Raw genomic sequence first — 23,093 nt, 5'->3', positions numbered from 1 at the left:
ATCGAATTTCTTATCGCGACACAGGGCTAACCCTGCTATTACCAGCGCTCTTTCAGCAGGTTCGGCTGAATACCACCAATAGCGTGGGTATTGCTGAAGGTCTGCTTGATGCCAGCTTCGAATTCTTCGCGGAAATATTTAATGGCGCTCTGCAGCGGTTCCACCGCGCCCGGTGCGTGCGCACAGAAGGTTTTACCCGGGCCGAGGAAACGACACAGTTGCTCAAGTGTCTCGATATCCCCAGGCTGGCCTTCGCCACGCTCCAGCGCGCGCAGAATTTTCACACTCCACGGCAGACCGTCACGGCACGGCGTACACCAGCCGCAGGACTCGCGGGCAAAGAACTCTTCCAGGTTACGCACCAGCCCAACCATGCCAATCTCGTGGTCGACGGCCATCGCCAGCGCGGTACCCAGACGGCTACCCGCTTTACCGATGCTTTCGAATTCCATCGGCAGGTCGAGGTGTGCTTCAGTCAGGAAGTCAGTCCCCGCGCCGCCAGGCTGCCAGGCTTTGAACTTCAGGCCATCGCGCATGCCGCCCGCGTAATCTTCGAGGATCTCACGCGCGGTAGTGCCAAATGGCAGCTCCCACAGTCCCGGATTCTTCACGCGACCAGAGAAGCCCATCAGTTTGGTGCCTGCGTCTTTGCTCTTCGAAATGTTCTGGTACCACTCCACGCCGTTTGCGAGGATAGCCGGTACGTTACACAGGGTTTCGACGTTGTTAACGCAGGTCGGTTTACCCCATGCGCCAGAGCTTGCCGGGAACGGCGGCTTGGAACGCGGGTTAGCACGGCGACCTTCGAGGGAGTTAATCAGCGCAGTTTCTTCACCACAGATGTAACGCCCTGCCCCGGTGTGTACGAACAGTTCGAAATCGAAACCGGTGCCCATGATGTTTTTACCAAGCAGACCGGCTTCGGTCGCTTCGGCAATCGCGCGGCGCAGATGCACAGCCGCTTCGATATACTCACCGCGCAGGAAGATGTAACCACGGTACGCTTTCAGCGCAAACGCGGAGATCAACATACCTTCCACCAGCAGGTGCGGCAGCTGTTCCATCAACAGGCGGTCTTTATAGGTGCCCGGCTCCATTTCATCAGCGTTACACAGCAGGTAACGGATGTTCATGGATTCGTCTTTCGGCATCAGGCTCCACTTCAGACCGGTGGAAAAGCCCGCGCCGCCGCGCCCTTTCAGGCCAGCGTCTTTTACCTGGTTGACGATTTCATCCGGTGACAGCCCGGTCAGGGCCTTACGCGCACCTTCATAACCGTTCTTGCTACGGTATTCGTCCAGCCAGACTGGCTGTTTGTCATCACGCAGACGCCAGGTCAGCGGATGTGTTTCGGGAGTACGGATAATGTCTTTCATTTATACCGCTCCAGCAGTTCGGGAATGCCTTCCGGGGTCAGGTGAGCATGAGTATCTTCATCGATCATCATGTTCGGCCCCTTGTCGCAGTTCCCCAGGCAACAGGTCGGCAGCAGCGTAAAGCGACCGTCAAAGGTCGTCTGCCCCGGCTTGATGTTGAGTTTTTTCTCAAGCGCAGCCTGGATCCCCTGGTAGCCATTGATATGGCACACGACGCTGTCGCAATAGCGGATCACGTGGCGACCGACCGGCTGGCGGAAGATCTGGCTGTAGAATGTCGCAACACCCTCGACGTCGCTTGCCGGGATCCCCAGCACATCAGCGATCGCATAGATCGCCCCATCCGGCACCCAGCCACGCTGCTTCTGAACGATTTTCAGCGCTTCAATGGACGCCGCACGTGGGTCTTCGTAGTGGTGCTTCTCGTGCTCAATCGCTTCACGCTCAGCCGCACTCAGCTCAAAAGCCTCGGTTTGTGGTTGTTGATTCTCGTGCATAATTAGCGGTCCACATCTGACATAACAAAATCGATACTACCCAGATGGACGATCAGGTCGGACACCAGGCTGCCACGTACCGCTACCGGGATCTGCTGCAGATGCGCATAGCTCGGGGTACGGATACGGGTACGATAACTCATGGTGCTGCCATCGCTGGTCAGGTAGTAACTGTTGATACCCTTGGTTGCTTCCACCATCTGGAAGGACTCGTTCGCCGGCATAACCGGGCCCCACGAAACCTGCAGGAAGTGGGTGATCAGGGTTTCGATATGTTGCAGCGTGCGCTCTTTCGGCGGCGGCGTGGTCAGCGGATGATCCGCTTTGAACGGGCCTTCCGGCATGTTGTTGAGGCACTGCTCAAGGATGCGCAGACTCTGGCGCAGCTCTTCAACTTTCAGCATCACGCGGGTATAGCAGTCGGAAACGCCGCCGCCAACCGGGACTTCAAAGTCAAAGTTTTCGTAGCCAGAGTACGGACGTGATTTACGCACATCAAAATCAATACCCGTCGCACGCAGCGCAGCACCGGTACAACCCCAGTCCAGCGCTTCTTTCTTACCGTAAGCGGCAACCCCCTGCGAACGGCCTTTCAGGATGGTGTTGCGCAGTGCGGCTTTCTCGTAGGAATCCAGACGTTTCGGCATCCAGTCAAGGAAATCACGCAGCAGTTTGTCCCAACCGCGCGGCAGATCGTGTGCCACACCGCCGATACGGAACCAGGCCGGGTGCATACGGAAACCGGTGATCGCTTCGACGACGTCATAGATTTTCTGACGGTCGGTAAAGGCGAAGAATACCGGGGTCATTGCGCCGACGTCCTGAATGAACGTGGAGATGTACAGCAGATGACTGTTGATACGGAACAATTCAGACAGCATGACGCGAATCACGTTGACGCGATCCGGCGTGGTGATGCCTGCCAGTTTCTCAACCGCAAGTACGTAAGGCATTTCGTTAACGCAGCCGCCGAGGTACTCGATACGGTCGGTGTACGGAATGTAGCTGTGCCAGGACTGACGTTCGCCCATCTTTTCAGCGCCACGGTGGTGGTAGCCGATGTCAGGTACGCAGTCGACGATTTCTTCGCCATCAAGCTGCAGCACAATACGGAACGCACCGTGGGAAGACGGGTGGTTAGGACCGAGGTTGAGGAACATGAAGTCCTCATTTTCGGTGCTACGCTTCATACCCCAATCTTCAGGTTTGAAGGTCAGCGCTTCCATTTCCAGATCCTGTTTGGCTTTAGTCAGCTCAAACGGGTCGAATTCAGTCGCACGCGCCGGGTAGTCCTTACGCAGCGGATGGCCTTCCCAGGTATGCGGCATCAGCAGACGCGTCAGGTGCGGATGACCTTCGATGTCGATGCCAAACATTTCCCAGGTTTCACGCTCATACCAGTTGGCGTTCGGGAACAGTTTGGTGAAAGTCGGTACGCGCAGATCGTTTTCAGACAAAGCCACCTTGAGCATGATATCGCGATTGCGTTCAATGGAGATCAGGTGATAGAAAACGGAAAAATCCGCGGCGGGTAACCCTTCGCGGTGCGTACGCAGACGTTCGTCCATGCCGTGTAAGTCAAACAGCATGACGTAAGGTTTCGGCAGTCTCTTTAAGAAATCGCCAACTTCCAGTAATTGTTCACGCTTGACCCAAACAACGGGTACCCCGGTGCGAGTCGCCTGAACGGTAAAGGCATCCGGCCCAAAACGGTTGCGCAGTTCGCCAATGACCGGGTCATCAAGGTGATCCCGTGTTTGCCATACGGCGTCTTGCGCGGTTAAGTCGGTCATATTGTTCACCATTGCAAATGGTCCGTGGTGGTCGGCAGTGCTTCGCGCTATTTATGTAGTGGTAAGCGAAGGAAGTGCTGCTGCCGACAGGCGCAAATTAAATCTCGTCTGGTGTACGAAGATTCGTTACAGCAATACGTTCGCCGCGTTTACGCTCGCGTTCTGACTGCATATTGGCGCGATAAACGCCCTGATCGCCAACCACCCAGGAGAGCGGACGGCGTTCTTTGCCAATGGAATCTTGCAGCAGCATCAGAGCCTGCATATACGCTTCCGGACGCGGCGGGCATCCCGGGATGTACACATCGACCGGAATGAATTTGTCAACGCCCTGCACTACCGAGTAGATATCGTACATACCGCCGGAGTTGGCACAGGCGCCCATGGAAATAACCCATTTCGGTTCCAGCATCTGATCATAGAGACGCTGAATAACCGGCGCCATTTTGGTAAAGCAGGTTCCGGCTACGACCATCAGGTCAGCCTGACGCGGCGATGCACGCAGAACTTCCGCACCAAAACGGGCTACATCGTGCACGGCGGTAAACGAGGTCACCATCTCTACGTAGCAGCAGGACAGGCCAAAGTTATATGGCCAAATTGAGTTTTTACGGCCCCAGTTAACCATGTCATGCAGTTTGCCCATGAACACGTTTTTGTTAACTTCTTGCTCCAGGGGGTCGGTTACGATCTCCTGTTTTTGCAGGGGGTAACGGTCGTTCTCACCGTTAGGATCTATGCGGGTGAGCGTATAATCCATCTTAATGCCTCGCGGTTAGCGTTGACGATTAGCGATACTGTTCGTTTCCGGGTTCATACGCTCGCGGCGTGAACGCGCGGGCGTCCAGTCCAGCGCGCCAATACGCACCAGATAAACCAGACCTGCCAGTAACACAAAAATAAAAATTGCAGCTTCCACAAAGCCAATCCAGCCGCTTTCACGGATAGAAGTTGACCATGCGAACAGATACAGCGCTTCAACGTCGAAGATAACGAAGAACATGGCTACCAGATAAAACTTGGCAGACAGGCGCAAGCGGGCGGTGCCGACCGAGTCGATACCTGATTCAAACGGCACGTTTTTAGATCTCGCGCGTGCGCGACCACCTAAAAACCAACCGCCGACGAGCATCAGGCAGCACAGGCCAATGGCGACAATAAGAAAGATAGCGAATGCCCAGTGATGAGCGATGACTTCAGTGGATGTTGACATACTCATTGCTTACTCATCAAAAGTAGCGCCAAATTCTCTGCTCTTTTCGGCAGATGAACGCCACATCGATTCATGGGGAGGAATAAAAAAAACCTTACAATCACTGTAGAAAATCATTTATACAGCCAATTGATGGGGTTTTTTACTCCTTTCTATAACCTTTTGTCAACTTTAACAAAAGTTTCCTCACATTATTTTACACTGTTCCAACTTCATTAACATAAAGTGCTCTTTAGACCAATTTCGATCGCATCATCAGTCATTTTTAATGTTGTTGAATCGTGTCCGTTGTGAAGTAAAAAAGATAATACACGTCTATTTTGACAGGAATTCGCACAGATGCCTCCCCCTAAATGGGAGTATTTTCTTGATCTGTGACACGCTTTTGTTAATTCACCATAAAAAACAGCAACAATTTCTCTAGTTTTTTAACATGAAAATGCAGAGCGCCTCGAGTGATTATTTTTTGCACTATTTGTAGGTGTTTTTTTTACCTACTGATTTTGTTAAGTTTTGGTATACAAAATGACATCTCCGGCCATTATTTGCATAAAAAAAGAGCCGATGGATGTTTTTTCATCACCAGCGACTCATTTTTGCACTTACATTTTATAACGATTATTTATGGTACATCACTCGAAGTCGCCCTCAACAATCAGCGAATCGTCTCCCCCTTCAGGGGTAAACTGGTTGTATTGCCAGGGATTTTGATAGGTCTGCATCGACTTAAAGATCACCTGAGCCAGCTCATTTTGTGAGGCAGGGTCGCAGCACAGCAAGTACTCTGTTTCCGGCAATGGTGGCAATCCGTCCGCCGCGCCCAGTACGCGTAAATCAGGGCTCATCATTTCTACAGGACGGGCAGTCACGCCCAACCCCGCCTTCACTGCCGCACGCACAGCCGCTAATGTTGAAGCAACATAGGCCAGACGCCACGGGATCTGTGCAGCGTTCAGCGTTGCCAGTACCATATCGCGGAACGGACTCGGATCGTCCAGCAGCACCAGCGGCACCGGCTCACCTTTTTGTAAAATATATTCGGCCGCACAATACCAGTGCGTAGGTGAGGTACGCAGATTCAGACACTCAAAATCGCCTGGCCGGTTGGTTGTCACCACCAGATCAACGTCTTGTGACTTCAGCATATCCACCATGTAGGCGTTGCGTTTCACTCTGACATCCAGCGCAAGCTTCGGATAAACCGAACTTATCCGGTTCAGCAGAAAAGGAAGGATGGTATCCGCTGACTCATCAGAAGCGCCAATAGTTAACACTCCCTGAAGATTGTTAAACATCAATGATGAGCATGCCTCATCATTAAAACGCAATATTTTTCTGGCGTAACCCAGCAACTGAATCCCATGCTCGGTCAGTAGTTTGTTACGTCCATGGCGCGCGAACAACTCTTTCCCCACCAGTTGTTCGAGGCGTTGCATTTGCTGACTCACCGCAGACTGAGTGCGACATACCGCAGCTGCCGCAGCCGCGAAGGTATTCAGATCGGCAACAGCAACGAAGGTTCTCAGCAGATCGAGATCGAGGTTAATTATCGGACGATTTGCATTTATCATAATTTTTCACTTACTCGCGGGTCATACCGGGTTAATGCTGTGCATTCAGAAACAAACAACTCCATTTGTAATGGACCTCCCTCGCAGTTTCACCAGGTGTAACCGGGTGAAAATAAGGATGTATTTTCTTTAACAAACGAAACAATTTCTCTTCAGCGCTATTTAATACCCATAGCACTCATCGGAATATAGCAACGAGAAAGAGTCATTTTTTAGCTATTGGATGATTCTGACTAATGGAAAACATGTAAATTTTGTAAATTTAAAAAATAGTTAACAAACGCTAATTTACACATTAAAAACTAACTTTTCAGTATGTTAGAAAATCTTAACTAACATTAGAATTATCGCAAAACACAAGTTTCGCACCATTTCATGGGACTTATCTTAACCTAAAACCACTATATTTATAAGTGTTATCGCGAATTAATCGAAGCAAAAAGGTGTTAACTCAGACTAGCTGTTTTCGTATTATTAACGCGTTCAATAAATACTGTTTAAATATTAAATAATAATTAATTAAGAATGCCACCATTCATTAATTATACTTAACAATAGATTCACACCGCGTCGTTGTCAGATCAGGCCGATAACAGTTAGTCAGGCTCAAACCTCAGTATTTTCGAATTGCGCAATACAGCAGATACTGCCGACCGCGCACCGCTTTGCACATCTCACTATTTTTAGCCAAACAAATCACCATATCCAAGTCGCCATTACAAAACATATAACCACAAAAAACAAAATACCAAGATTATAATTCTATATTAATTTCATTATTTAGTTATTACCAGTTAATTATAACCTCGCAACTTTCAAAATCTTCTACTAAAGACCCTTCAAAACTCACCGTCGGGGGAGTACATTGTTCTGTGCTGACTTCCACGGCAGGGAGTGGCATTCACAGCTAAAAAGGTCAAGATTCATGTCCCCCATTGAAAAATCCAGCAAATTAGAAAATGTCTGTTATGACATTCGTGGCCCGGTTCTGAAGGAAGCAAAGCGCCTGGAAGAAGAAGGCAATAAAGTTCTCAAACTCAACATCGGCAACCCTGCGCCATTCGGGTTTGAAGCACCAGATGAAATTCTGGTCGATGTGATCCGCAATTTGCCCACCGCACAAGGGTATTGCGATTCAAAAGGTCTTTATTCAGCCCGCAAAGCGATCATGCAGCATTACCAGGCCCGCGGGATGCGCGATGTTACCGTGGAGGACATTTATATCGGTAACGGCGTTTCTGAATTAATCGTTCAGGCGATGCAGGCGTTGCTGAACAGTGGGGACGAAATGCTGGTTCCTGCACCCGATTACCCGCTGTGGACAGCGGCAGTATCGCTCTCTGGCGGTAATGCCGTGCACTACCTGTGTGATGAATCGTCAGACTGGTTCCCGGACCTTGATGATATTCGGGCAAAAATCACCCCGCGCACACGTGGGATCGTCATCATCAATCCAAACAATCCTACCGGTGCCGTTTACTCTAAAGAGCTGCTGATGGAGATTGTTGAGATTGCTCGCCAGAACAACCTCATTATCTTTGCTGACGAGATTTATGACAAAATTCTCTATGATGATGCCGAGCATCACTCAATTGCGGCAATGGCCCCGGATCTGCTGACTATTACCTTCAACGGCCTGTCAAAAACTTACCGTGTTGCGGGGTTCCGCCAGGGCTGGATGGTACTGAACGGACCGAAGAAACATGCCAAAGGGTATATTGAAGGTCTTGAAATGCTGGCCTCCATGCGTTTGTGCGCCAACGTTCCAGCGCAACACGCCATTCAAACCGCGCTGGGTGGATACCAGAGCATCAGCGAATTTATCATGCCAGGCGGACGTTTGTATGAACAACGCAACCGGGCCTGGGAATTACTTAATGATATTCCGGGCGTTTCCTGTGTGAAACCGCGCGGCGCGCTGTATATGTTCCCGAAAATTGATGCCAAACGCTTCAATATTCATGATGACCAGAAAATGGTTCTGGACTTTCTGCTACAGGAAAAAGTGCTGCTGGTTCAGGGTACGGCATTCAACTGGCCGTGGCCGGATCATTTCCGTATCGTCACGCTGCCGCGTATTGACGATATCGAAATGTCGCTGAGTAAATTCGAGCGCTTCCTGTCAGGCTATCACCAGCTGTAATAACGTAGAGTGCTACCGAGATTTGCATCCGGTAGCACTCTCTGCGCAAAATACCTTTACTGAAGTCACTGAGTAAGGGTCGTTATGAAGCAGAGTCATTTTTTTGCCCACCTATCTCGTCTGAAACTCATTAACCGCTGGCCGCTGATGCGCAACGTGCGCACCGAAAACGTGTCTGAACACAGTCTGCAGGTCGCCATGGTTGCTCATGCGCTGGCCGCGATCAAAAACCGTAAATTTGGCGGTCAGGTTAATGCTGAACGTATTGCCCTGCTGGCGATGTATCACGATGCCTCCGAAGTGCTGACCGGCGATCTCCCTACCCCGGTGAAATATTTCAACTCGCAGATTGCTCAGGAATATAAAGCGATAGAGAAAATTGCCCAGCAAAAGCTGGTCGATATGGTTCCCGATGAGCTGCGCGATATTTTTGCGCCGTTAATTGATGAGCACGCCAGCAGCGATGAAGAGAGAGCGATTGTGAAGCAGGCCGATGCCCTGTGCGCCTATCTGAAATGTCTGGAAGAGCTTTCAGCCGGTAACAACGAGTTTCTGCTTGCAAAAACACGGCTGGAAAAAACGCTGGAGTCACGGCGTAGTGAAGAGATGGACTATTTTTTAGCGATCTTTGTCCCAAGCTTCCATCTTTCACTGGATGAAATTAGTCAGGATTCACCGCTTTAAACGATTTTGCCGGATGGCGGCTAACGCCTTATCCGGCCTACAGGTAGCGTGATATCCGTAGGCCTGATAAGCGCAGCGCCATCAGGCGTTTACTGCGGTGGTCAAAACGGGAACAACATAGGGATCATCACCACACACACCGCCATCACGATCACCGTAAATGGCACACCAATTTTCACGAAGTCGCTAAAGCTATAGTTACCCGGCCCCAATACCAGCGTGTTGACGGGTGATGAGACTGGCGTCATAAAGGCTGCAGATGCGGCCATCGCAATGACCATTGCAAAAGGATAGGGCGAAACCCCCATCGACTTCGCAGCCGCTAACGCAATCGGCGCCATCAGCACCGCTGTTGCAGTATTCGAGATAAATAAGCCAATGGTCGCACACAGGACAAACAGACAACCCAGCATCATGTACGGGCCATATCCCCCACCGACGTCCATGAGTCCTTTTACCACCAGATCGACACCGCCGGTCTTTTGTAAAGCCAGTGCGAAAGGCATCATCCCGACGATCAAGATAATGCTTGGCCAGTGGATCGCCTTATAGGCGCTCTCTGCATCAATACACCGGAATTTTCCCATCAGCAGGCAGGCGATAATTGCGGCCACCGTATTGGGTATTTCATCGGTGAGCATCAGGGCGACCATCAGCACCAGGCAGAAAATCGCGTGCGGTGCCTGGCTGTGTGCCGGAGACGCTTCACTGACTTCGACCGGCATATTCAACACCACAAAGTCGCGGCCTTTTTTACCCAGCGATGTGATAAGTTTCCAGTTACCCACGACCAGAATGATATCGCCCATCAGCAACGGTTCATCCACCACCGCTCCGTCCATCGCCGAACCATCACGCTTCACTCCGACGACGTTCAGGCCGTAACGCGTACGAAACGCGATTTCCCGTACCGTTTTACCGATTAATTCTGATTCCGGGATCAACGAAATCTCAGCCATCCCCACATCAAGCGCCTGTTCGGAAAAATACTCGCCGCGCAACACCATCGGCTCCAACAATTGTTCACTGCAGAATTCGCGCAGATCGACATCAGCCGCGGACATATCAATCAGCAATACATCACGGGCGCGAAACTCAGAAACCCCGTTTACGTCAACTATCACACGACGAAAGCGACGCCAGCGCTCAACACCAATCACGTTCGCCCCGTAGCGCTCGCGTAGCTTCAGGTCGTCAAGACGCTGGCCAATCATCGGCGAGCCGGGACGAATAGCCAGGCGGCGGGCACGCCCCGTCAGACGATACTCTTTGATAAGATCGCGAAAGGTCCGGCGTTTCCAGCCATCCCCCTGTTGCCCCGAGTCCTCCCCCTTGAGCATAAAACGCATCAGCAGCATGTAAATGATGCCGAGCACCAGAACAACCAACCCCAACGGAGTCACGCTGAAAAAACTGAAGCCGTTAAGTCCCTCGCGCAGTAACTCACTGTTGACGACCAGGTTCGGTGGTGTCGCCACCAGCGTCATCATACCGCTGATAAGCCCCGCGAAGCTAAGCGGCATCATCAGGCGTGAGGGAGAGGTTTGCATGCGCATAGATACGCTTAAAACAACAGGAATAAAAATCGCGACTACGCCGGTGGAACTCATAAAGGCACCGAGTCCGGCAACGGTAATCATCAGCAAAACCAGCATTTTGACTTCACTACTGCCGGCCACCTTCACCAGCCAGGCACCCATTACCGTCGCCACCCCGGTACGCACCAGGCCGTCGCCGATAATGAACAAAGCCGCTATCAAAATAACGTTAGGATCGCTGAATCCGGAAAAGGCTTCTGTGATGCTCAATGTTCCACTCAGAACAAAGGCAATAATGACCAGCAAAGCGATCGCGTCCATACGCACTCTGCCAGTTGCAAACAAGACGACGGCAATCGCCAGCAATGAGAGAACCCATATCAATTCACCGTTCACAACATATCCTTGTTAAATGAGAGGGATGAGTCGATTCTGCCATAAAAAAGCCCCAACAATCTGGGGCTAAATCATGATCAGGTATTTCTTACAACGACCACATTTCCGTTAGGTTGTTTGGTCACAGAAATATGTTCCAGACTGGTCAGCGAAAAATCGACCTCGTCCAGACGCGGCGTGTCCGCAGGCGCATTGACCGCGATCACATGACACCCAGCCGCCAGTCCTGAAAGCACCCCGGCGGGCGCATCTTCCACTACCGCACACTCCTGTGGCGCAAGCCCCAGAAGCTGAGCGCCTAGCAGATAAGCGTCTGGTTCTGGTTTCCCTCTTTTTACCCGCTCAGCGGTGACAAACACTTCTGGAGCGGGAAGCCCCGCGACACGATGGCGCGCCCGTGCGACCGGCATCGATCCGGAGGTCACAATCGCCCATGGAATGCCCGCTTTATTGAGGTGATTGAGTAAATCAACCGCCCCCGGCAGCGCGGTGATCCCTGCGGTTTCCGTCGCTTCGATCTGCTCCAGGCGGGTGAACTCCGCGGCGATCTCGGCCTCAGACTTACCCACCATAAAGTGTCTCAGAGAGGTAATGGCCTGCTTGCCATGAATAAAACCGAGCACCTCGGCGTGATCGAGGCCAAAACGATCGGCCCAGTTGCACCACGCGCGTTCTACTGCGGGTAAGGAATCGACCAGCGTTCCATCCAGATCAAACAGAAAACCTTTGCACTGCACGCTCGCCCCCTCAGGCATTAATGATTTGGTTAATTTCATTCGCGCTCAGATGATACTGGCGCGGGCAAGAGTGCCAGACGTTCAACATACGCTGATATTTTTCCCACATCGGAGTCTGGGCGTTGAAGCCATGCGTACCCGCATCAAAGTGGGTATAGCGACCTTCCACATTGACCATAAAGCGAACATACCCGAGGAAACGGGCTTCCGTTGCGGCGTCAAAACCGAGGAACGTCACGCGGCGCTCATCAATAGCCTGCGCATCCTTAAGATTAGTCCAGGACACATGTAATGCGTGATACATCTCCATAATATCGATAATCGTACGACAGGTTTCTTCCGTCAGCTCACCAAACTCACGATCCAGCTCGCGCATCTGCAAGCCGTAACCGCGTTCAATAATCGTCTGCAAACGACGATAACGCTCGGCGTTAGTGGGATCGAGCATAGTCATCATTTTGTACTGATTAGACAAAATCAGACGTTGAGCGTTGGTCATTTCCATTTGGGACTCCTGTATCACTACTACTGCGATGAAAAAAAAGAAGGCATCTTGTGCCTTCTTTTATATGCGTAATCAGGGGTCAATTACAAATCATCGAGGAAAGTTTTATCCAGTTGTTTGAAGGCACGCTTAAGCGTGTCAGCCAGCGCCTGGTAATCCGGCTTTCCTTCAACCGGAGAGAGCGCCTGTCCGGCTTCCTGCAATTTACCCCGAACTTCGTAGAACCAGTTGAGTATTGAAGGCGGCAGCGGCGTCACGGAACGTTTACCCAGCCACCACATACCTTGCATCGGCAGGCTGAGCGCAAACAGCGCAGTCGCCACGGCCGGTCCCAACTGCCCCCCTAGCGCAATTTGCCAGCATAAGGTGAAGACGGCGATGGGCGGCATAAAACGGATGGCGTAACGCGTCATACGGATCACGCGGTTCTCTACAAACACGGGCGCGAGGCGCTTTTCCATTGGCCACGTCTTCGCGTAGTGCTGCCCCCGGCGAAACAAGCTAAAAAAATTGACGGAACGATTATCCGGTGTCGACATGGCGGTTACCTCAACTTCACATATAAAAATTAAAAAATTTGTGCAAAACAACAACTACAAAGGACATCGTTCAAAACATTTTGTCTTTGATACCCACATTCAGGTATCCTGTGCCGGCCTGTAAGGCCTTTAGTCCAAAATCATTGAGTCGTCAAATTGACACATAGTATGCCATTGGCTGAAAAATACGCAAAATGACATAGACTCAAAGGTATTTATTCCATCGTGCCCAAAAAGACCCTGGCGCATGATGTTAATCATAAACGTCGGTGTCATCATGCGCTACGCTCTATGACTTCCTGACGTTTTTTTAGCCACGTATCATAAATAGGTACTTCCATGTCGAGTAAGTTAGTACTGGTTCTGAACTGCGGTAGCTCCTCACTGAAATTTGCCATCATCGATGCAGTAAACGGTGAAGAATACCTCTCTGGTTTAGCCGAATGTTTCCATCTCCCAGAAGCACGTATCAAGTGGAAAATGGACGGCGGTAAACAAGAAGCGGCTTTAGGTGCAGGCGCCGCTCACAGTGAAGCGCTGAATTTTATCGTTAATACTATTCTGGCACAAAAACCAGAACTGTCTGCTCAGCTGACTGCGATTGGTCACCGTGTTGTTCACGGCGGCGAAAAATACACCGGCTCTGTGGTTATCGACGATTCCGTTATTCAGGGTATCAAAGATGCAGCCTCTTTTGCACCGCTGCACAACCCTGCACACCTGATCGGTATCGCAGAAGCGCTGAAATCCTTCCCGCATCTGAAAGACAAAAACGTGGCCGTATTCGACACCGCGTTCCATCAGACTATGCCGGAAGAATCTTACCTCTATGCTCTGCCGTACAGCCTGTACAAAGAACACGGTGTACGTCGTTACGGCGCACACGGTACCAGCCACTTCTTCGTCACGCAGGAAGCGGCTAAAGTGCTGAACAAACCGGTTGATGAGCTGAACATCATCACTTGCCACCTGGGCAACGGCGGTTCTGTATCTGCTATCCGTAACGGTAAATGTGTTGATACCTCCATGGGTCTGACCCCGCTGGAAGGTCTGGTGATGGGTACGCGTTCCGGTGACATCGACCCGGCGATCATCTTCCACCTGCACGACACCCTGGGCATGAGCGTTGACCAGATCAACAAAATGCTGACTAAAGAGTCTGGCCTGCTGGGTCTGACCGAAGTCACCAGCGACTGCCGTTATGTTGAAGATAACTATGCGACTAAAGAAGACGCTAAACGTGCAATGGACGTTTACTGCCACCGTCTGGCGAAATATATCGGTTCTTACACTGCGCTGATGGATGGTCGTCTGGATGCCGTTGTCTTCACCGGTGGTATCGGTGAAAACGCCGCGATGGTTCGTGAACTGTCTCTGGGCAAACTGGGCGTTCTGGGCTTTGAAGTTGACCATGAACGTAACCTGGCCGCACGTTTCGGCAAATCTGGTTTCATCAACAAAGAAGGTACCCGTCCTGCGGTGGTTATCCCAACCAACGAAGAACTGGTTATCGCGCAAGACGCGAGCCGTCTGACCGCCTGATTTCACACCGCCAGCCTAGCTGGCGGTGCTGTTTTGTAACCCGCCTGAAACGGGCGGTAACGAAAGAGGATAAACCGTGTCCCGTATTATTATGCTGATCCCTACCGGAACCAGCGTCGGTCTGACCAGCGTCAGCCTTGGCGTGATCCGCGCAATGGAACGCAAAGGCGTTCGTCTGAGCGTCTTCAAGCCGATCGCTCAACCGCGTGCCGGTGGCGATGCGCCAGACCAGACTACCAGCATCGTGCGTGCTAACTCTTCTCTGCCAGCCGCTGAGCCGCTGAAGATGAGCCACGTTGAATCTCTGCTGTCCAGCAATCAGAAAGATGTGCTGATGGAAGAGATCATCGCGAACTACCACGCGAACACTAAAGACGCTGAAGTTGTACTGGTTGAAGGCCTGGTCCCAACCCGTAAACATCAGTTCGCGCAGTCTCTGAACTACGAAATCGCGAAAACGCTGAACGCGGAAATCGTCTTCGTTATGTCTCAGGGTACCGATACACCGGAACAGCTGAACGAGCGTATTGAACTGACTCGCAGCAGCTTCGGCGGCGCGAAAAACACCAACATCACTGGCGTAATCGTTAATAAACTGAACGCACCGGTTGATGAGCAGGGCCGTACTCGCCCGGATCTGTCTGAAATTTTCGACGACTCTTCCAAAGCGAAAGTGATCAAAGTTGATCCGGCTAAACTGCAGGAATCCAGCCCGCTGCCGGTTCTGGGCGCGGTGCCATGGAGCTTCGATCTGATCGCCACCCGTGCAATCGATATGGCGCGTCACCTGAACGCCACCATCGTAAACGAAGGCGATATCAATACCCGCCGCGTGAAGTCTGTGACTTTCTGCGCACGCAGCATTCCGCACATGCTGGAACACTTCCGCGCAGGTTCTCTGCTGGTGACTTCCGCTGACCGTCCGGACGTGCTGGTTGCTGCATGCCTGGCAGCGATGAACGGCGTAGAAATTGGCGCCCTGCTGCTGACCGGCGGCTACGAAATGGACGCGCGCATTACCAAACTGTGCGAACGTGCATTCGAAACCGGCCTGCCGGTATTCATGGTAAACACCAACACCTGGCAGACCTCTCTGAGCCTGCAGAGCTTCAACCTGGAAGTTCCGGTTGACGACCACGAGCGTATCGAAAAAGTTCAGGAATACGTTGCTAACTTCATCAACGCTGACTGGATTGAATCTCTGACCGCAACGTCTGAGCGCAGCCGCCGTCTGTCTCCACCAGCGTTCCGTTATCAGTTGACCGAGCTAGCGCGTAAAGCGGGCAAACGCGTTGTTCTGCCAGAAGGCGACGAACCGCGTACCGTTAAAGCTGCGGCTATCTGTGCTGAACGTGGTATCGCAACCTGCGTACTGTTGGGTAACCCGGATGAGATCACCCGCGTTGCGGCCTCTCAGGGCGTTGAACTGGGCGCTGGCGTAGAAATCGTTGACCCGGATGTGGTTCGCGAAAGCTATGTTGCTCGCCTGGTCGAACTGCGTAAAAACAAAGGTATGACCGAAACCGTTGCCCGCGAACAGCTGGAAGACAACGTGGTTCTCGGTACCCTGATGCTGGAACAGGACGACGTTGACGGCCTGGTTTCTGGTGCAGTTCACACCACCGCGAATACCATTCGTCCGCCGCTGCAGCTGATCAAAACTGCACCGGGCAGTTCACTGGTATCTTCCGTGTTCTTCATGCTGCTGCCGGATCAGGTTTACGTCTACGGCGACTGCGCGATCAACCCGGATCCAACCGCAGAGCAGCTGGCAGAGATCGCGATTCAGTCCGCTGATTCCGCAACGGCTTTCGGTATCGAACCGCGCGTAGCAATGCTCTCCTACTCCACCGGTACTTCTGGTGCAGGTAGCGACGTAGAGAAAGTTCGCGAAGCGACTCGTCTGGCGCAGGAAAAACGTCCTGACCTGATGATCGACGGTCCGCTGCAGTATGACGCCGCCGTTATGGCTGACGTAGCAAAATCTAAAGCGCCAAACTCTCCGGTTGCCGGCCGCGCTACCGTGTTCATCTTCCCGGATCTGAACACCGGTAACACCACCTACAAAGCGGTACAGCGTTCTGCCGACCTGATCTCCATCGGGCCGATGCTGCAGGGTATGCGCAAGCCGGTGAACGACCTGTCTCGTGGCGCGCTGGTAGACGATATCGTCTACACCATCGCTCTGACCGCGATCCAGTCTTCCCAGCAGCAGTAATTTGCTGCGTGTGCCGGATACTTTATCCGGCAACACATCCTGCTTATCAAACCGGAAATAGCTAATATTTCCGGTTTTTTTATCTCTGTTTTTCCCGTTTGCATAATCTGAAACATTTGCCAGGATGCGCTGCATCAATGAATAACTATTCTCCTGTTTGCATACTTACTCTCTTTTGCATTGCAACAGGGATAGTCTTTCATGTCAGCAGTAACAGAAACACGGCCAGCCAAAAAGTGGGCTATGCCCGACACGCTGGTGATTATTTTTTTCGTCGCCATTTTAACCAGCCTGGCAACCTGGGTTGTTCCCGTCGGGATGTTCGACAGCCAGGAAGTACAGTATCAGGTTGATGGGCAAACCAAGACTCGTAAGGTCGTTGATCCCCACTCTTTCCGTATTCTGACCAATGAAGCCGGTGAAGAGCAGTATCACCCGGTTAAGTTCTTTACCACCGGTGATGAAAGTCCTGGTCTGATGAACTTCCCGTTCGAAGGCTTAACCTCCGGCTCCAAATTTGGCACCGCTGTCGGCATCATCATGTTTATGCTGGTCATTGGCGGTGCATTCGGCATCGTAATGCGCACCGGAACCATTGACAACGGCATCCTGGCGCTCATCCGCCATACCCGGGGTAACGAAGTCTTATTTATCCCGGTGCTGTTTATTCTCTTCTCATTGGGTGGTGCGGTATTTGGCATGGGGGAAGAGGCTGTCGCCTTTGCGATAATCATCGCACCGCTGATGGTACGCTTAGGTTACGACAGCATTACTACCGTGCTGGTGACCTACATTGCCACCCAAATCGGTTTTGCCAGTTCGTGGATGAATCCGTTCTGCGTGGTTGTCGCACAGGGCATTGCGGGCGTTCCGGTGCTCTCCGGCTCCGGTTTGCGTATCGTGGTGTGGGTCGTTGCCACGATGATTGGCCTGACCTTCACGCTGGCCTACGCGGCACGCATCAAAAAGAATCCGCTGCTTTCGCGCGTGCATGAATCAGACCGTTTCTTCCGCGAACAGCAAGATGAGGTCATTGAGCGCCGCTTCACGCTCGGCGACTGGCTGGTACTGATGGTGCTGACGGGCGTGATCGTGTGGGTCATTTGGGGCGTTATCGTTCACGCATGGTTTATTCCTGAGATTGCCAGCCAATTCTTCACTATGGGTTTGCTGATAGGCATTATCGGCGTCGTCTTTCGGCTCAACGGCATGACGGTCAACATCATGGCGTCCTCATTTACTGAGGGGGCGCGCATGATGATTGCCCCTGCCCTGCTGGTTGGTTTTGCCAAGGGGATATTGCTGCTGGTAGGCAATGGTGAGTCGGGCGATGCCAGCGTGCTGAATACCCTGCTGCACAGCATCGCCAACGGTATCAGCGGTCTGGATAACGCCATCGCGGCATGGTTTATGCTGCTGTTCCAGGCCGTGTTTAATTTCTTTGTTACTTCCGGCTCCGGTCAGGCTGCGTTGACCATGCCGCTGCTGGCACCGTTGGGCGATCTGGTTGGCGTAAACCGCCAGGTCACTGTTCTGGCTTTCCAGTTTGGTGACGGATTCAGCCATATTATCTATCCTACGTCGGCATCACTGATGGCGACATTAGGCGTTTGCCGGGTCGATTTCCGCAACTGGCTGAAGGTGGGAGCAACCTTGCTGGGACTGCTGTTTATTATGTCCAGCGTGGTGGTGATTGGCGCGCAGATAATGGGATACCATTAAGAATAGATTGCCCGGCCTACACGATTTCTTGACGCTGTAGGCCGGATGAGCCGATTTTATTCAGCTTCTTCCTGCTTTTCGGCTTTCGCCCCTTCATTCTTGGCGTTGCGTGTCATCCACAGCGCCAGGGCTTTCAGTGAGTCCGGTGTAAATTCATCACAGCGCGCGGTGATTTCTTCAGGCGTCAGCCAGCACACTTCACTAATCTCTTCTTCCTGCAGCGCAAACGGTCCGTGGGAAACACAGCTAAACAGCCCACCCCAGACGCGACAGTTCTGGTCTTCAAAATAAAACTGACCATGCTCGGCAAACGGGACACCGGCAATGCCCAATTCTTCTTCCGCTTCACGACGCGCGGAGTCCAGAAGCTGCTCATCAGCCTGCACAACCCCCCCCGCGGTAGCATCCAGCATACCGGGCATAAAGTCCTTTGTCTCAGTGCGACGCTGAACCAAAATTTTACCCATACCATCGTGTACAACGATATACGTTGCACGGTGGCGCAAGCATTGTGCCCGCATTTGTTCCCGGCTGGATTGTGCGATGACTTCATTGTCTTCATTCACAATATCCACCCATTCAGTACTTGCCAAACGACGCTGTTCCACCATCAGGAAACCTTCTTTTTTCTAGCGCTCTTACGGCGCGTTTACGTTTGTGGGGTAACTTACGGATTAATCTCGACCTGTGCAATAACACTTTGATCATTGAGTGCCATCACGCTGAGAACATTATCATCCAGAATCCCGTAACTTGCCGTAAATCCCCCTTTCGGGATGCTTACCGAACCGGGGTTAAACTGGTAGATATCCCCACGTCGCTCGGCCACCGGCAGATGCGTATGCCCATAAACCAGCACATCACCGGCGTTTAGCGCTGGTAAGTTATCCGGACCAAAAAGATGTCCGTGCGTCAGAAAGAGTCGCTGGCTGTCAGTCAGAATTTGCTGCCACGGCGCGGTTATTGGAAAATGCAGGAGCATCTGATCCACTTCGCTGTCGCAATTACCGCGTACTGCAATTATCCTCGACGCCTGCTCATTCAAACGCTCGGCGACCTGCGCTGGCGCGTAGCCCTCTGGCAGCGCATTACGCGGCCCATGATTCAATACATCGCCCAGTATCACCAGCCATTGCGCACCGCTTTGGGCAAACCGTTCAAGTACGCATTCTGTAGCCGGCAACGAACCATGAATGTCCGATGCGAACATCAGTTTCATCACACACCCCTCGTTGAAAAATACCTTTCAATGATACTGGATTACGCCCCTACTTTCAGCAGGAACGCTTCGCTGAAAGCGCGATAAAACGTTGTACCGAAGCGCGCTGCCACTGGAAGGTGGCATACTCCGCGAGCTGTTCTGGTACATCATCGCCATTCAGAACCAGGCGATTAAGCATTAGCGCTAAATCGCTGTCTGCGATACACCATTCACCAAACAAATTCTGCTTACCGTGCGCCAGTAAACTGCCCGCTGTAGCAAACAATTTTTCCGCACTGGCCCTTCCAGCTTTCGTCAACGGACCTTTCTGCACGCCAGCAAAAACCACATCCGTCGAACGCTCTTCCCGGATAGGCATCAGATCGCTACGGAGCCAGGCCTGAACCTGGCGGGCGCGAGCCCGTTTTTGTAGATCGTGCGGGTAAATGCGCTCCCATTGCGGCGGAGCGAAACGCTCTTCCAGAAATTCGGCAATCGCCGAAGATTCACTCAGTTCAAAACCGTCAATGTCCAGAACCGGTACGCGCCGCGTCAGCGCATAGCCTTGCCATGAAGGTTGCAAGTGTTCACCACTATTGAGGTCGACAGTTTTCAGCGTAAAAGGTAGCCCTTTCTCTTGCAGAGCGACATAAACAGACAGCACATAAGGGGAGAAAAAGTTGGCATCTGACCACAGCGTAATTGCAGGTTTGCTCATAATGTCCTCTGAGGTGTATTGGCTTGCTTTCAAAATATAGAGTCTTTCTCTCACTGTCACTTGATGAAAACTCACGCACGTCGGCAGCTTCTATACTTGTAGTGACCCGGTTCATGACAAAACGGACGCTGAAAATGATCGACCTCTACTACACCCCATCGCCAAACGGGCACAAAATCACGCTGTTTCTCGAAGAGGCGCAGTTAAAATACCGTCTGATTCATGTAGATATCAGCAGAGGTAGCCAGTTCCGCCCTGACTTTTTGCTAATTTCACCGAATAATAAAATCCCGGCCATCATCGACTGCGCCCCGGTGGATGGCGGAAAACCCATTAGCCTGTTTGAGTCTGGCGAGATTTTACTCTACCTGGCGGAAAAGAGCGGAAAGCTACTCAGCGGCGAATTACGCGAGCGCCACACCACGCTGCAGTGGCTCTTCTGGCAGGTTAGCGGACTTGGGCCAATGCTGGGACAAAATCATCACTTCAGCCACTTCGCACCGCAGACGATTCCCTACGCCATTGAACGGTATCAGGTGGAAACCCAGCGACTGTACAACGTCATGAATAAACGCCTGGAAATATCACCCTGGCTGGGTGGCGATCATTACAGCATTGCCGACATTGCCTGTTGGCCGTGGATTAATCTCCACCAGCGCCAGCGTATCGACCTCGACAACTATCCGGCGGTCAATAACTGGTATGAACGTATCCGTACTCGTCCCGCAACAGAACGGGCGATGCAGCAAGCACAAAGCGAGAAAAGTTAACGCGATTCAGTTCTCGTGTATCATGAAAAGGTTCATACATGGAGGAAACCTGCAATGTCACAACCTGACGCAATTATTCGTATAAAAAACCTTCGTCTGCGCACTTTTATCGGCATCAAAGAAGAGGAGATCCTTAACCGACAGGATATCGTCATCAATATTGCCATTCACTATCCAGCAGACAAAGCCCGGACCAGTGAAGATATCAACGACGCGCTGAATTATCGCACCATCACCAAGAGCATCATTTCGCACGTTGAGAGTAACCGCTTCTCATTGTTGGAAAAATTAACGCAAGATGTGCTCGATATCGCACGCGAACATCACTGGGTCACTTATGCTGAAGTGGAGATCGATAAACTTCACGCATTGCGTTACGCCGACTCCGTTTCCATGACATTGAGCTGGCAGCGCTAAATGTAACCCGGGAGGCGACATGCAGATTCTGATTACCGGCGGTACTGGCCTGATTGGACGTCATTTGATCCCCTGCCTGCTGGAACTGGGGCATCAGATTACCGTAGTGACACGTACTCCTGATAAGGCTCGTCAGATTCTGGGCTCCCGGGTCACGCTATGGAAAGGGCTGGAAGAGCAGCAAAACCTTGATGGCATTAATGCTGTCATCAACCTTGCCGGAGAGCCTATCGCTGACAAACGCTGGAGCGCTGAGCAAAAAGAGCGTTTGTGCCAGAGCCGCTGGGGGATTACGCAGAAACTGGTCGATTTAATCAAGGTCAGCGACACGCCGCCTGCCGTACTCATCTCCGGTTCCGCTACGGGATACTACGGCGATTTGGGCGAGGTTGTAGTCACGGAAGAAGAGCCGCCGCATAATGAATTCACCCATAAGTTGTGCGCCCGGTGGGAACAGATCGCCAGCGCTGCGCAAGGCGACAGAACGCGCGTATGTTTGCTGCGTACTGGCGTTGTATTGGCCTCTACAGGCGGGATCCTCGCAAAGATGGTTCCACCGTTTCGTCTGGGGCTTGGCGGTCCTATCGGCAATGGGCGTCAATACCTGGCCTGGATCCATGTTGACGATATGGTCAACGGGATTATCTGGCTGCTGGATAACGATCTGCGCGGTCCCTTCAATATGGTTTCGCCATACCCGGTTCGCAATGAACAGTTTGCCCATGCGCTGGGTCATGCCCTAAACCGCCCGGCAATCCTGCGCGTTCCGGCGGCCGCTATGCGACTGCTGATGGGCGAATCCTCGGTGCTGGTTCTCGGGGGGCAGCGCGCGTTGCCCAAGCGACTGGAGGCGGCCGGTTTTGCATTTCGTTGGTACGATTTGGAAGAAGCGCTGGCCGATGTCATCAGATAATGTCTGATATCCCTTCACTGTTGCCATTGTGGTGGTATGGTTAAAAAACCGAATACCACAATGGCGACGTTATGGCGATAATATCAACACCCCGACTTACCCTCTCTTTGTACCAACTCGCTGACTGGCCTTTTTTCCAGCGGCTACGAGAAAATCCAGACGTCATGCGTTTCATGGGCGATATCGCCCCAACCAAAGATACTCGCCTGCTCTTCGCCAGACGCCTTTCCGCTCGACATACCTTTGTTATCCGGGAGCACAACAACACGGTGCAACTGGGCGATATTGGCTTACAGATAAGCCATCTTTATCCTCAGGAAGCTGATATTGGCTATGCCATCACGCCGCGGGCGCAGGGAAAAGGTATTGCCAGCGAAGCCGTACGTGCCGTGTGTGATTATGCTTTTCAACAGGCTGGCGTAACGGCGATAAATGCCTATGTATTAGCCGGGAATACCGGGTCGATACGCGTTCTGGAAAAAACAGGGTTTATACGCACTCAGGTGCTTGAAAAAGCCTATGAAGTGAACGGTATAGCGCATGATGACTGGGTTTATCGTCTGGAGTACAGCGCGTGAAAGCGGTAGGCCCGGAAAGCGT

22 protein-coding genes are annotated in these 23,093 nt (G+C 52.0%); 9 read left to right on the top strand and 13 right to left on the bottom strand.

The window, feature by feature from the left end; all coding sequences use genetic code 11:
- Positions 1-38 precede the first annotated feature (38 nt).
- From nuoF to lrhA, 6 genes are all read right to left on the bottom strand, one after another.
- A complete protein-coding gene (gene nuoF / locus I6L54_RS09250) occupies positions 39-1,376 on the bottom strand; it encodes an NADH-quinone oxidoreductase subunit NuoF (protein WP_005129472.1) in 1,338 nt (445 codons plus the stop codon).
- On the bottom strand, positions 1,373-1,873 hold the full coding sequence (gene nuoE / locus I6L54_RS09245) for an NADH-quinone oxidoreductase subunit NuoE (RefSeq protein WP_003028069.1): 501 nt from the start codon (positions 1,871-1,873) through the stop codon (positions 1,373-1,375). The genes nuoF and nuoE overlap by 4 nt, the downstream gene beginning before the upstream one ends.
- A gap of 2 nt (positions 1,874-1,875) precedes the next feature.
- The gene (gene nuoC, locus I6L54_RS09240; RefSeq protein WP_082031705.1) at positions 1,876-3,678 is read right to left on the bottom strand and encodes an NADH-quinone oxidoreductase subunit C/D; all 1,803 of its coding nucleotides are present in this window, start codon (positions 3,676-3,678) and stop codon (positions 1,876-1,878) included.
- A gap of 85 nt (positions 3,679-3,763) precedes the next feature.
- Positions 3,764-4,426, bottom strand: coding sequence for an NADH-quinone oxidoreductase subunit NuoB (gene nuoB, locus I6L54_RS09235; RefSeq protein ID WP_003028075.1), 663 nt, complete (start codon positions 4,424-4,426; stop codon positions 3,764-3,766).
- Between the two features lie 15 nt (positions 4,427-4,441).
- Positions 4,442-4,885, bottom strand: coding sequence for an NADH-quinone oxidoreductase subunit NuoA (nuoA, locus tag I6L54_RS09230; protein ID WP_040230134.1), 444 nt, complete (start codon positions 4,883-4,885; stop codon positions 4,442-4,444).
- 626 nt (positions 4,886-5,511) lie between these two features.
- Entirely contained in the window at positions 5,512-6,450 is a 939-nt protein-coding gene (gene lrhA, locus I6L54_RS09225) for a transcriptional regulator LrhA (protein WP_005129482.1), read from the bottom strand.
- Positions 6,451-7,375: 925 nt separating this feature from the next.
- Between lrhA and alaA the strand changes: the two genes are divergently transcribed.
- Both alaA and yfbR read left to right on the top strand, forming a co-directional pair.
- Entirely contained in the window at positions 7,376-8,593 is a 1,218-nt protein-coding gene (gene alaA, locus I6L54_RS09220; protein WP_005129483.1) for an alanine transaminase AlaA, read from the top strand.
- A gap of 84 nt (positions 8,594-8,677) precedes the next feature.
- Positions 8,678-9,277 (top strand): 5'-deoxynucleotidase, encoded by a 600-nt coding sequence (gene yfbR, locus I6L54_RS09215; RefSeq protein WP_005129485.1) that lies wholly within the window; start codon positions 8,678-8,680, stop codon positions 9,275-9,277.
- Between the two features lie 101 nt (positions 9,278-9,378).
- On the opposite strand, the gene I6L54_RS09210 is transcribed toward yfbR, so the two are convergent.
- From I6L54_RS09210 to yfbV, 4 genes are all read right to left on the bottom strand, one after another.
- Positions 9,379-11,211, bottom strand: coding sequence for an SLC13 family permease (locus I6L54_RS09210; protein WP_005129486.1), 1,833 nt, complete (start codon positions 11,209-11,211; stop codon positions 9,379-9,381).
- A gap of 77 nt (positions 11,212-11,288) precedes the next feature.
- On the bottom strand, positions 11,289-11,966 hold the full coding sequence (locus I6L54_RS09205; RefSeq protein WP_087051296.1) for a sugar phosphatase: 678 nt from the start codon (positions 11,964-11,966) through the stop codon (positions 11,289-11,291).
- A complete protein-coding gene (locus I6L54_RS09200; protein WP_003028086.1) occupies positions 11,959-12,453 on the bottom strand; it encodes a YfbU family protein in 495 nt (164 codons plus the stop codon). Before I6L54_RS09200 ends, I6L54_RS09205 begins: the two co-directional genes overlap by 8 nt.
- A gap of 83 nt (positions 12,454-12,536) precedes the next feature.
- Entirely contained in the window at positions 12,537-12,992 is a 456-nt protein-coding gene (yfbV, locus tag I6L54_RS09195; RefSeq protein WP_003028087.1) for a terminus macrodomain insulation protein YfbV, read from the bottom strand.
- 339 nt (positions 12,993-13,331) lie between these two features.
- Between yfbV and ackA the strand changes: the two genes are divergently transcribed.
- The 3 genes from ackA to yfcC all read left to right on the top strand — a co-directional run bounded on the left by ackA (position 13,332) and on the right by yfcC (position 18,474).
- Positions 13,332-14,534 (top strand): acetate kinase, encoded by a 1,203-nt coding sequence (gene ackA, locus I6L54_RS09190; protein WP_005129491.1) that lies wholly within the window; start codon positions 13,332-13,334, stop codon positions 14,532-14,534.
- Positions 14,535-14,610: 76 nt separating this feature from the next.
- Entirely contained in the window at positions 14,611-16,752 is a 2,142-nt protein-coding gene (gene pta, locus I6L54_RS09185) for a phosphate acetyltransferase (RefSeq protein WP_005129493.1), read from the top strand.
- Between the two features lie 201 nt (positions 16,753-16,953).
- Complete coding sequence (yfcC, locus tag I6L54_RS09180; RefSeq protein WP_040230135.1) at positions 16,954-18,474, top strand: putative basic amino acid antiporter YfcC; 1,521 nt, start codon at positions 16,954-16,956, stop codon at positions 18,472-18,474.
- Positions 18,475-18,530: 56 nt separating this feature from the next.
- On the opposite strand, the gene yfcD is transcribed toward yfcC, so the two are convergent.
- The 3 genes from yfcD to yfcF are packed head-to-tail and all read right to left on the bottom strand — an operon-like array spanning position 18,531 to position 20,393.
- Entirely contained in the window at positions 18,531-19,085 is a 555-nt protein-coding gene (yfcD, locus tag I6L54_RS09175; RefSeq protein WP_040230136.1) for an NUDIX hydrolase YfcD, read from the bottom strand.
- Between the two features lie 56 nt (positions 19,086-19,141).
- On the bottom strand, positions 19,142-19,693 hold the full coding sequence (gene yfcE / locus I6L54_RS09170) for a phosphodiesterase (protein WP_005129499.1): 552 nt from the start codon (positions 19,691-19,693) through the stop codon (positions 19,142-19,144).
- Positions 19,694-19,748: 55 nt separating this feature from the next.
- Entirely contained in the window at positions 19,749-20,393 is a 645-nt protein-coding gene (gene yfcF / locus I6L54_RS09165; RefSeq protein ID WP_005129502.1) for a glutathione transferase, read from the bottom strand.
- A 134-nt stretch (positions 20,394-20,527) separates the two neighbouring features.
- On the opposite strand from yfcF, the gene yfcG reads away from it, so the two are divergent.
- From yfcG to I6L54_RS09145, 4 genes are all read left to right on the top strand, one after another.
- Entirely contained in the window at positions 20,528-21,163 is a 636-nt protein-coding gene (gene yfcG, locus I6L54_RS09160) for a GSH-dependent disulfide bond oxidoreductase (protein WP_005129504.1), read from the top strand.
- 54 nt (positions 21,164-21,217) lie between these two features.
- Entirely contained in the window at positions 21,218-21,580 is a 363-nt protein-coding gene (gene folX / locus I6L54_RS09155) for a dihydroneopterin triphosphate 2'-epimerase (RefSeq protein WP_005129505.1), read from the top strand.
- A gap of 19 nt (positions 21,581-21,599) precedes the next feature.
- The gene (locus I6L54_RS09150) at positions 21,600-22,493 is read left to right on the top strand and encodes a TIGR01777 family oxidoreductase (protein ID WP_040230138.1); all 894 of its coding nucleotides are present in this window, start codon (positions 21,600-21,602) and stop codon (positions 22,491-22,493) included.
- A 71-nt stretch (positions 22,494-22,564) separates the two neighbouring features.
- Positions 22,565-23,071, top strand: coding sequence for a GNAT family N-acetyltransferase (locus I6L54_RS09145; protein WP_072041406.1), 507 nt, complete (start codon positions 22,565-22,567; stop codon positions 23,069-23,071).
- Positions 23,072-23,093 lie beyond the last annotated feature (22 nt).

It is taken from the genome of Citrobacter pasteurii (assembly GCF_019047765.1).
Taxonomy (GTDB): Bacteria; Pseudomonadota; Gammaproteobacteria; order Enterobacterales; family Enterobacteriaceae; genus Citrobacter; species Citrobacter pasteurii.
The sequence above is the reverse complement of the archived record's forward strand: the minus strand, read 5'-3'. Positions and strand labels throughout refer to the sequence as shown.

Bases quoted from the DNA above. Each gene is read 5' to 3' on its own strand.
- nuoF (WP_005129472.1), bottom strand. From the start codon at position 1,376: ATGAAAGACATTATCCGTACTCCCGAAACACATCCGCTGACCTGGCGT.
- nuoE (WP_003028069.1), bottom strand. From the start codon at position 1,873: ATGCACGAGAATCAACAACCACAAACCGAGGCTTTTGAGCTGAGTGCG.
- nuoC (WP_082031705.1), bottom strand. From the start codon at position 3,678: ATGGTGAACAATATGACCGACTTAACCGCGCAAGACGCCGTATGGCAA.
- nuoB (WP_003028075.1), bottom strand. From the start codon at position 4,426: ATGGATTATACGCTCACCCGCATAGATCCTAACGGTGAGAACGACCGT.
- nuoA (WP_040230134.1), bottom strand. From the start codon at position 4,885: ATGAGTATGTCAACATCCACTGAAGTCATCGCTCATCACTGGGCATTC.
- lrhA (WP_005129482.1), bottom strand. From the start codon at position 6,450: ATGATAAATGCAAATCGTCCGATAATTAACCTCGATCTCGATCTGCTG.
- alaA (WP_005129483.1), top strand. From the start codon at position 7,376: ATGTCCCCCATTGAAAAATCCAGCAAATTAGAAAATGTCTGTTATGAC.
- yfbR (WP_005129485.1), top strand. From the start codon at position 8,678: ATGAAGCAGAGTCATTTTTTTGCCCACCTATCTCGTCTGAAACTCATT.
- I6L54_RS09205 (WP_087051296.1), bottom strand. From the start codon at position 11,966: ATGCCTGAGGGGGCGAGCGTGCAGTGCAAAGGTTTTCTGTTTGATCTG.
- I6L54_RS09200 (WP_003028086.1), bottom strand. From the start codon at position 12,453: ATGGAAATGACCAACGCTCAACGTCTGATTTTGTCTAATCAGTACAAA.
- yfbV (WP_003028087.1), bottom strand. From the start codon at position 12,992: ATGTCGACACCGGATAATCGTTCCGTCAATTTTTTTAGCTTGTTTCGC.
- ackA (WP_005129491.1), top strand. From the start codon at position 13,332: ATGTCGAGTAAGTTAGTACTGGTTCTGAACTGCGGTAGCTCCTCACTG.
- yfcC (WP_040230135.1), top strand. From the start codon at position 16,954: ATGTCAGCAGTAACAGAAACACGGCCAGCCAAAAAGTGGGCTATGCCC.
- yfcD (WP_040230136.1), bottom strand. From the start codon at position 19,085: ATGGTGGAACAGCGTCGTTTGGCAAGTACTGAATGGGTGGATATTGTG.
- yfcE (WP_005129499.1), bottom strand. From the start codon at position 19,693: ATGAAACTGATGTTCGCATCGGACATTCATGGTTCGTTGCCGGCTACA.
- yfcF (WP_005129502.1), bottom strand. From the start codon at position 20,393: ATGAGCAAACCTGCAATTACGCTGTGGTCAGATGCCAACTTTTTCTCC.
- yfcG (WP_005129504.1), top strand. From the start codon at position 20,528: ATGATCGACCTCTACTACACCCCATCGCCAAACGGGCACAAAATCACG.
- folX (WP_005129505.1), top strand. From the start codon at position 21,218: ATGTCACAACCTGACGCAATTATTCGTATAAAAAACCTTCGTCTGCGC.
- I6L54_RS09150 (WP_040230138.1), top strand. From the start codon at position 21,600: ATGCAGATTCTGATTACCGGCGGTACTGGCCTGATTGGACGTCATTTG.
- I6L54_RS09145 (WP_072041406.1), top strand. From the start codon at position 22,565: ATGGCGATAATATCAACACCCCGACTTACCCTCTCTTTGTACCAACTC.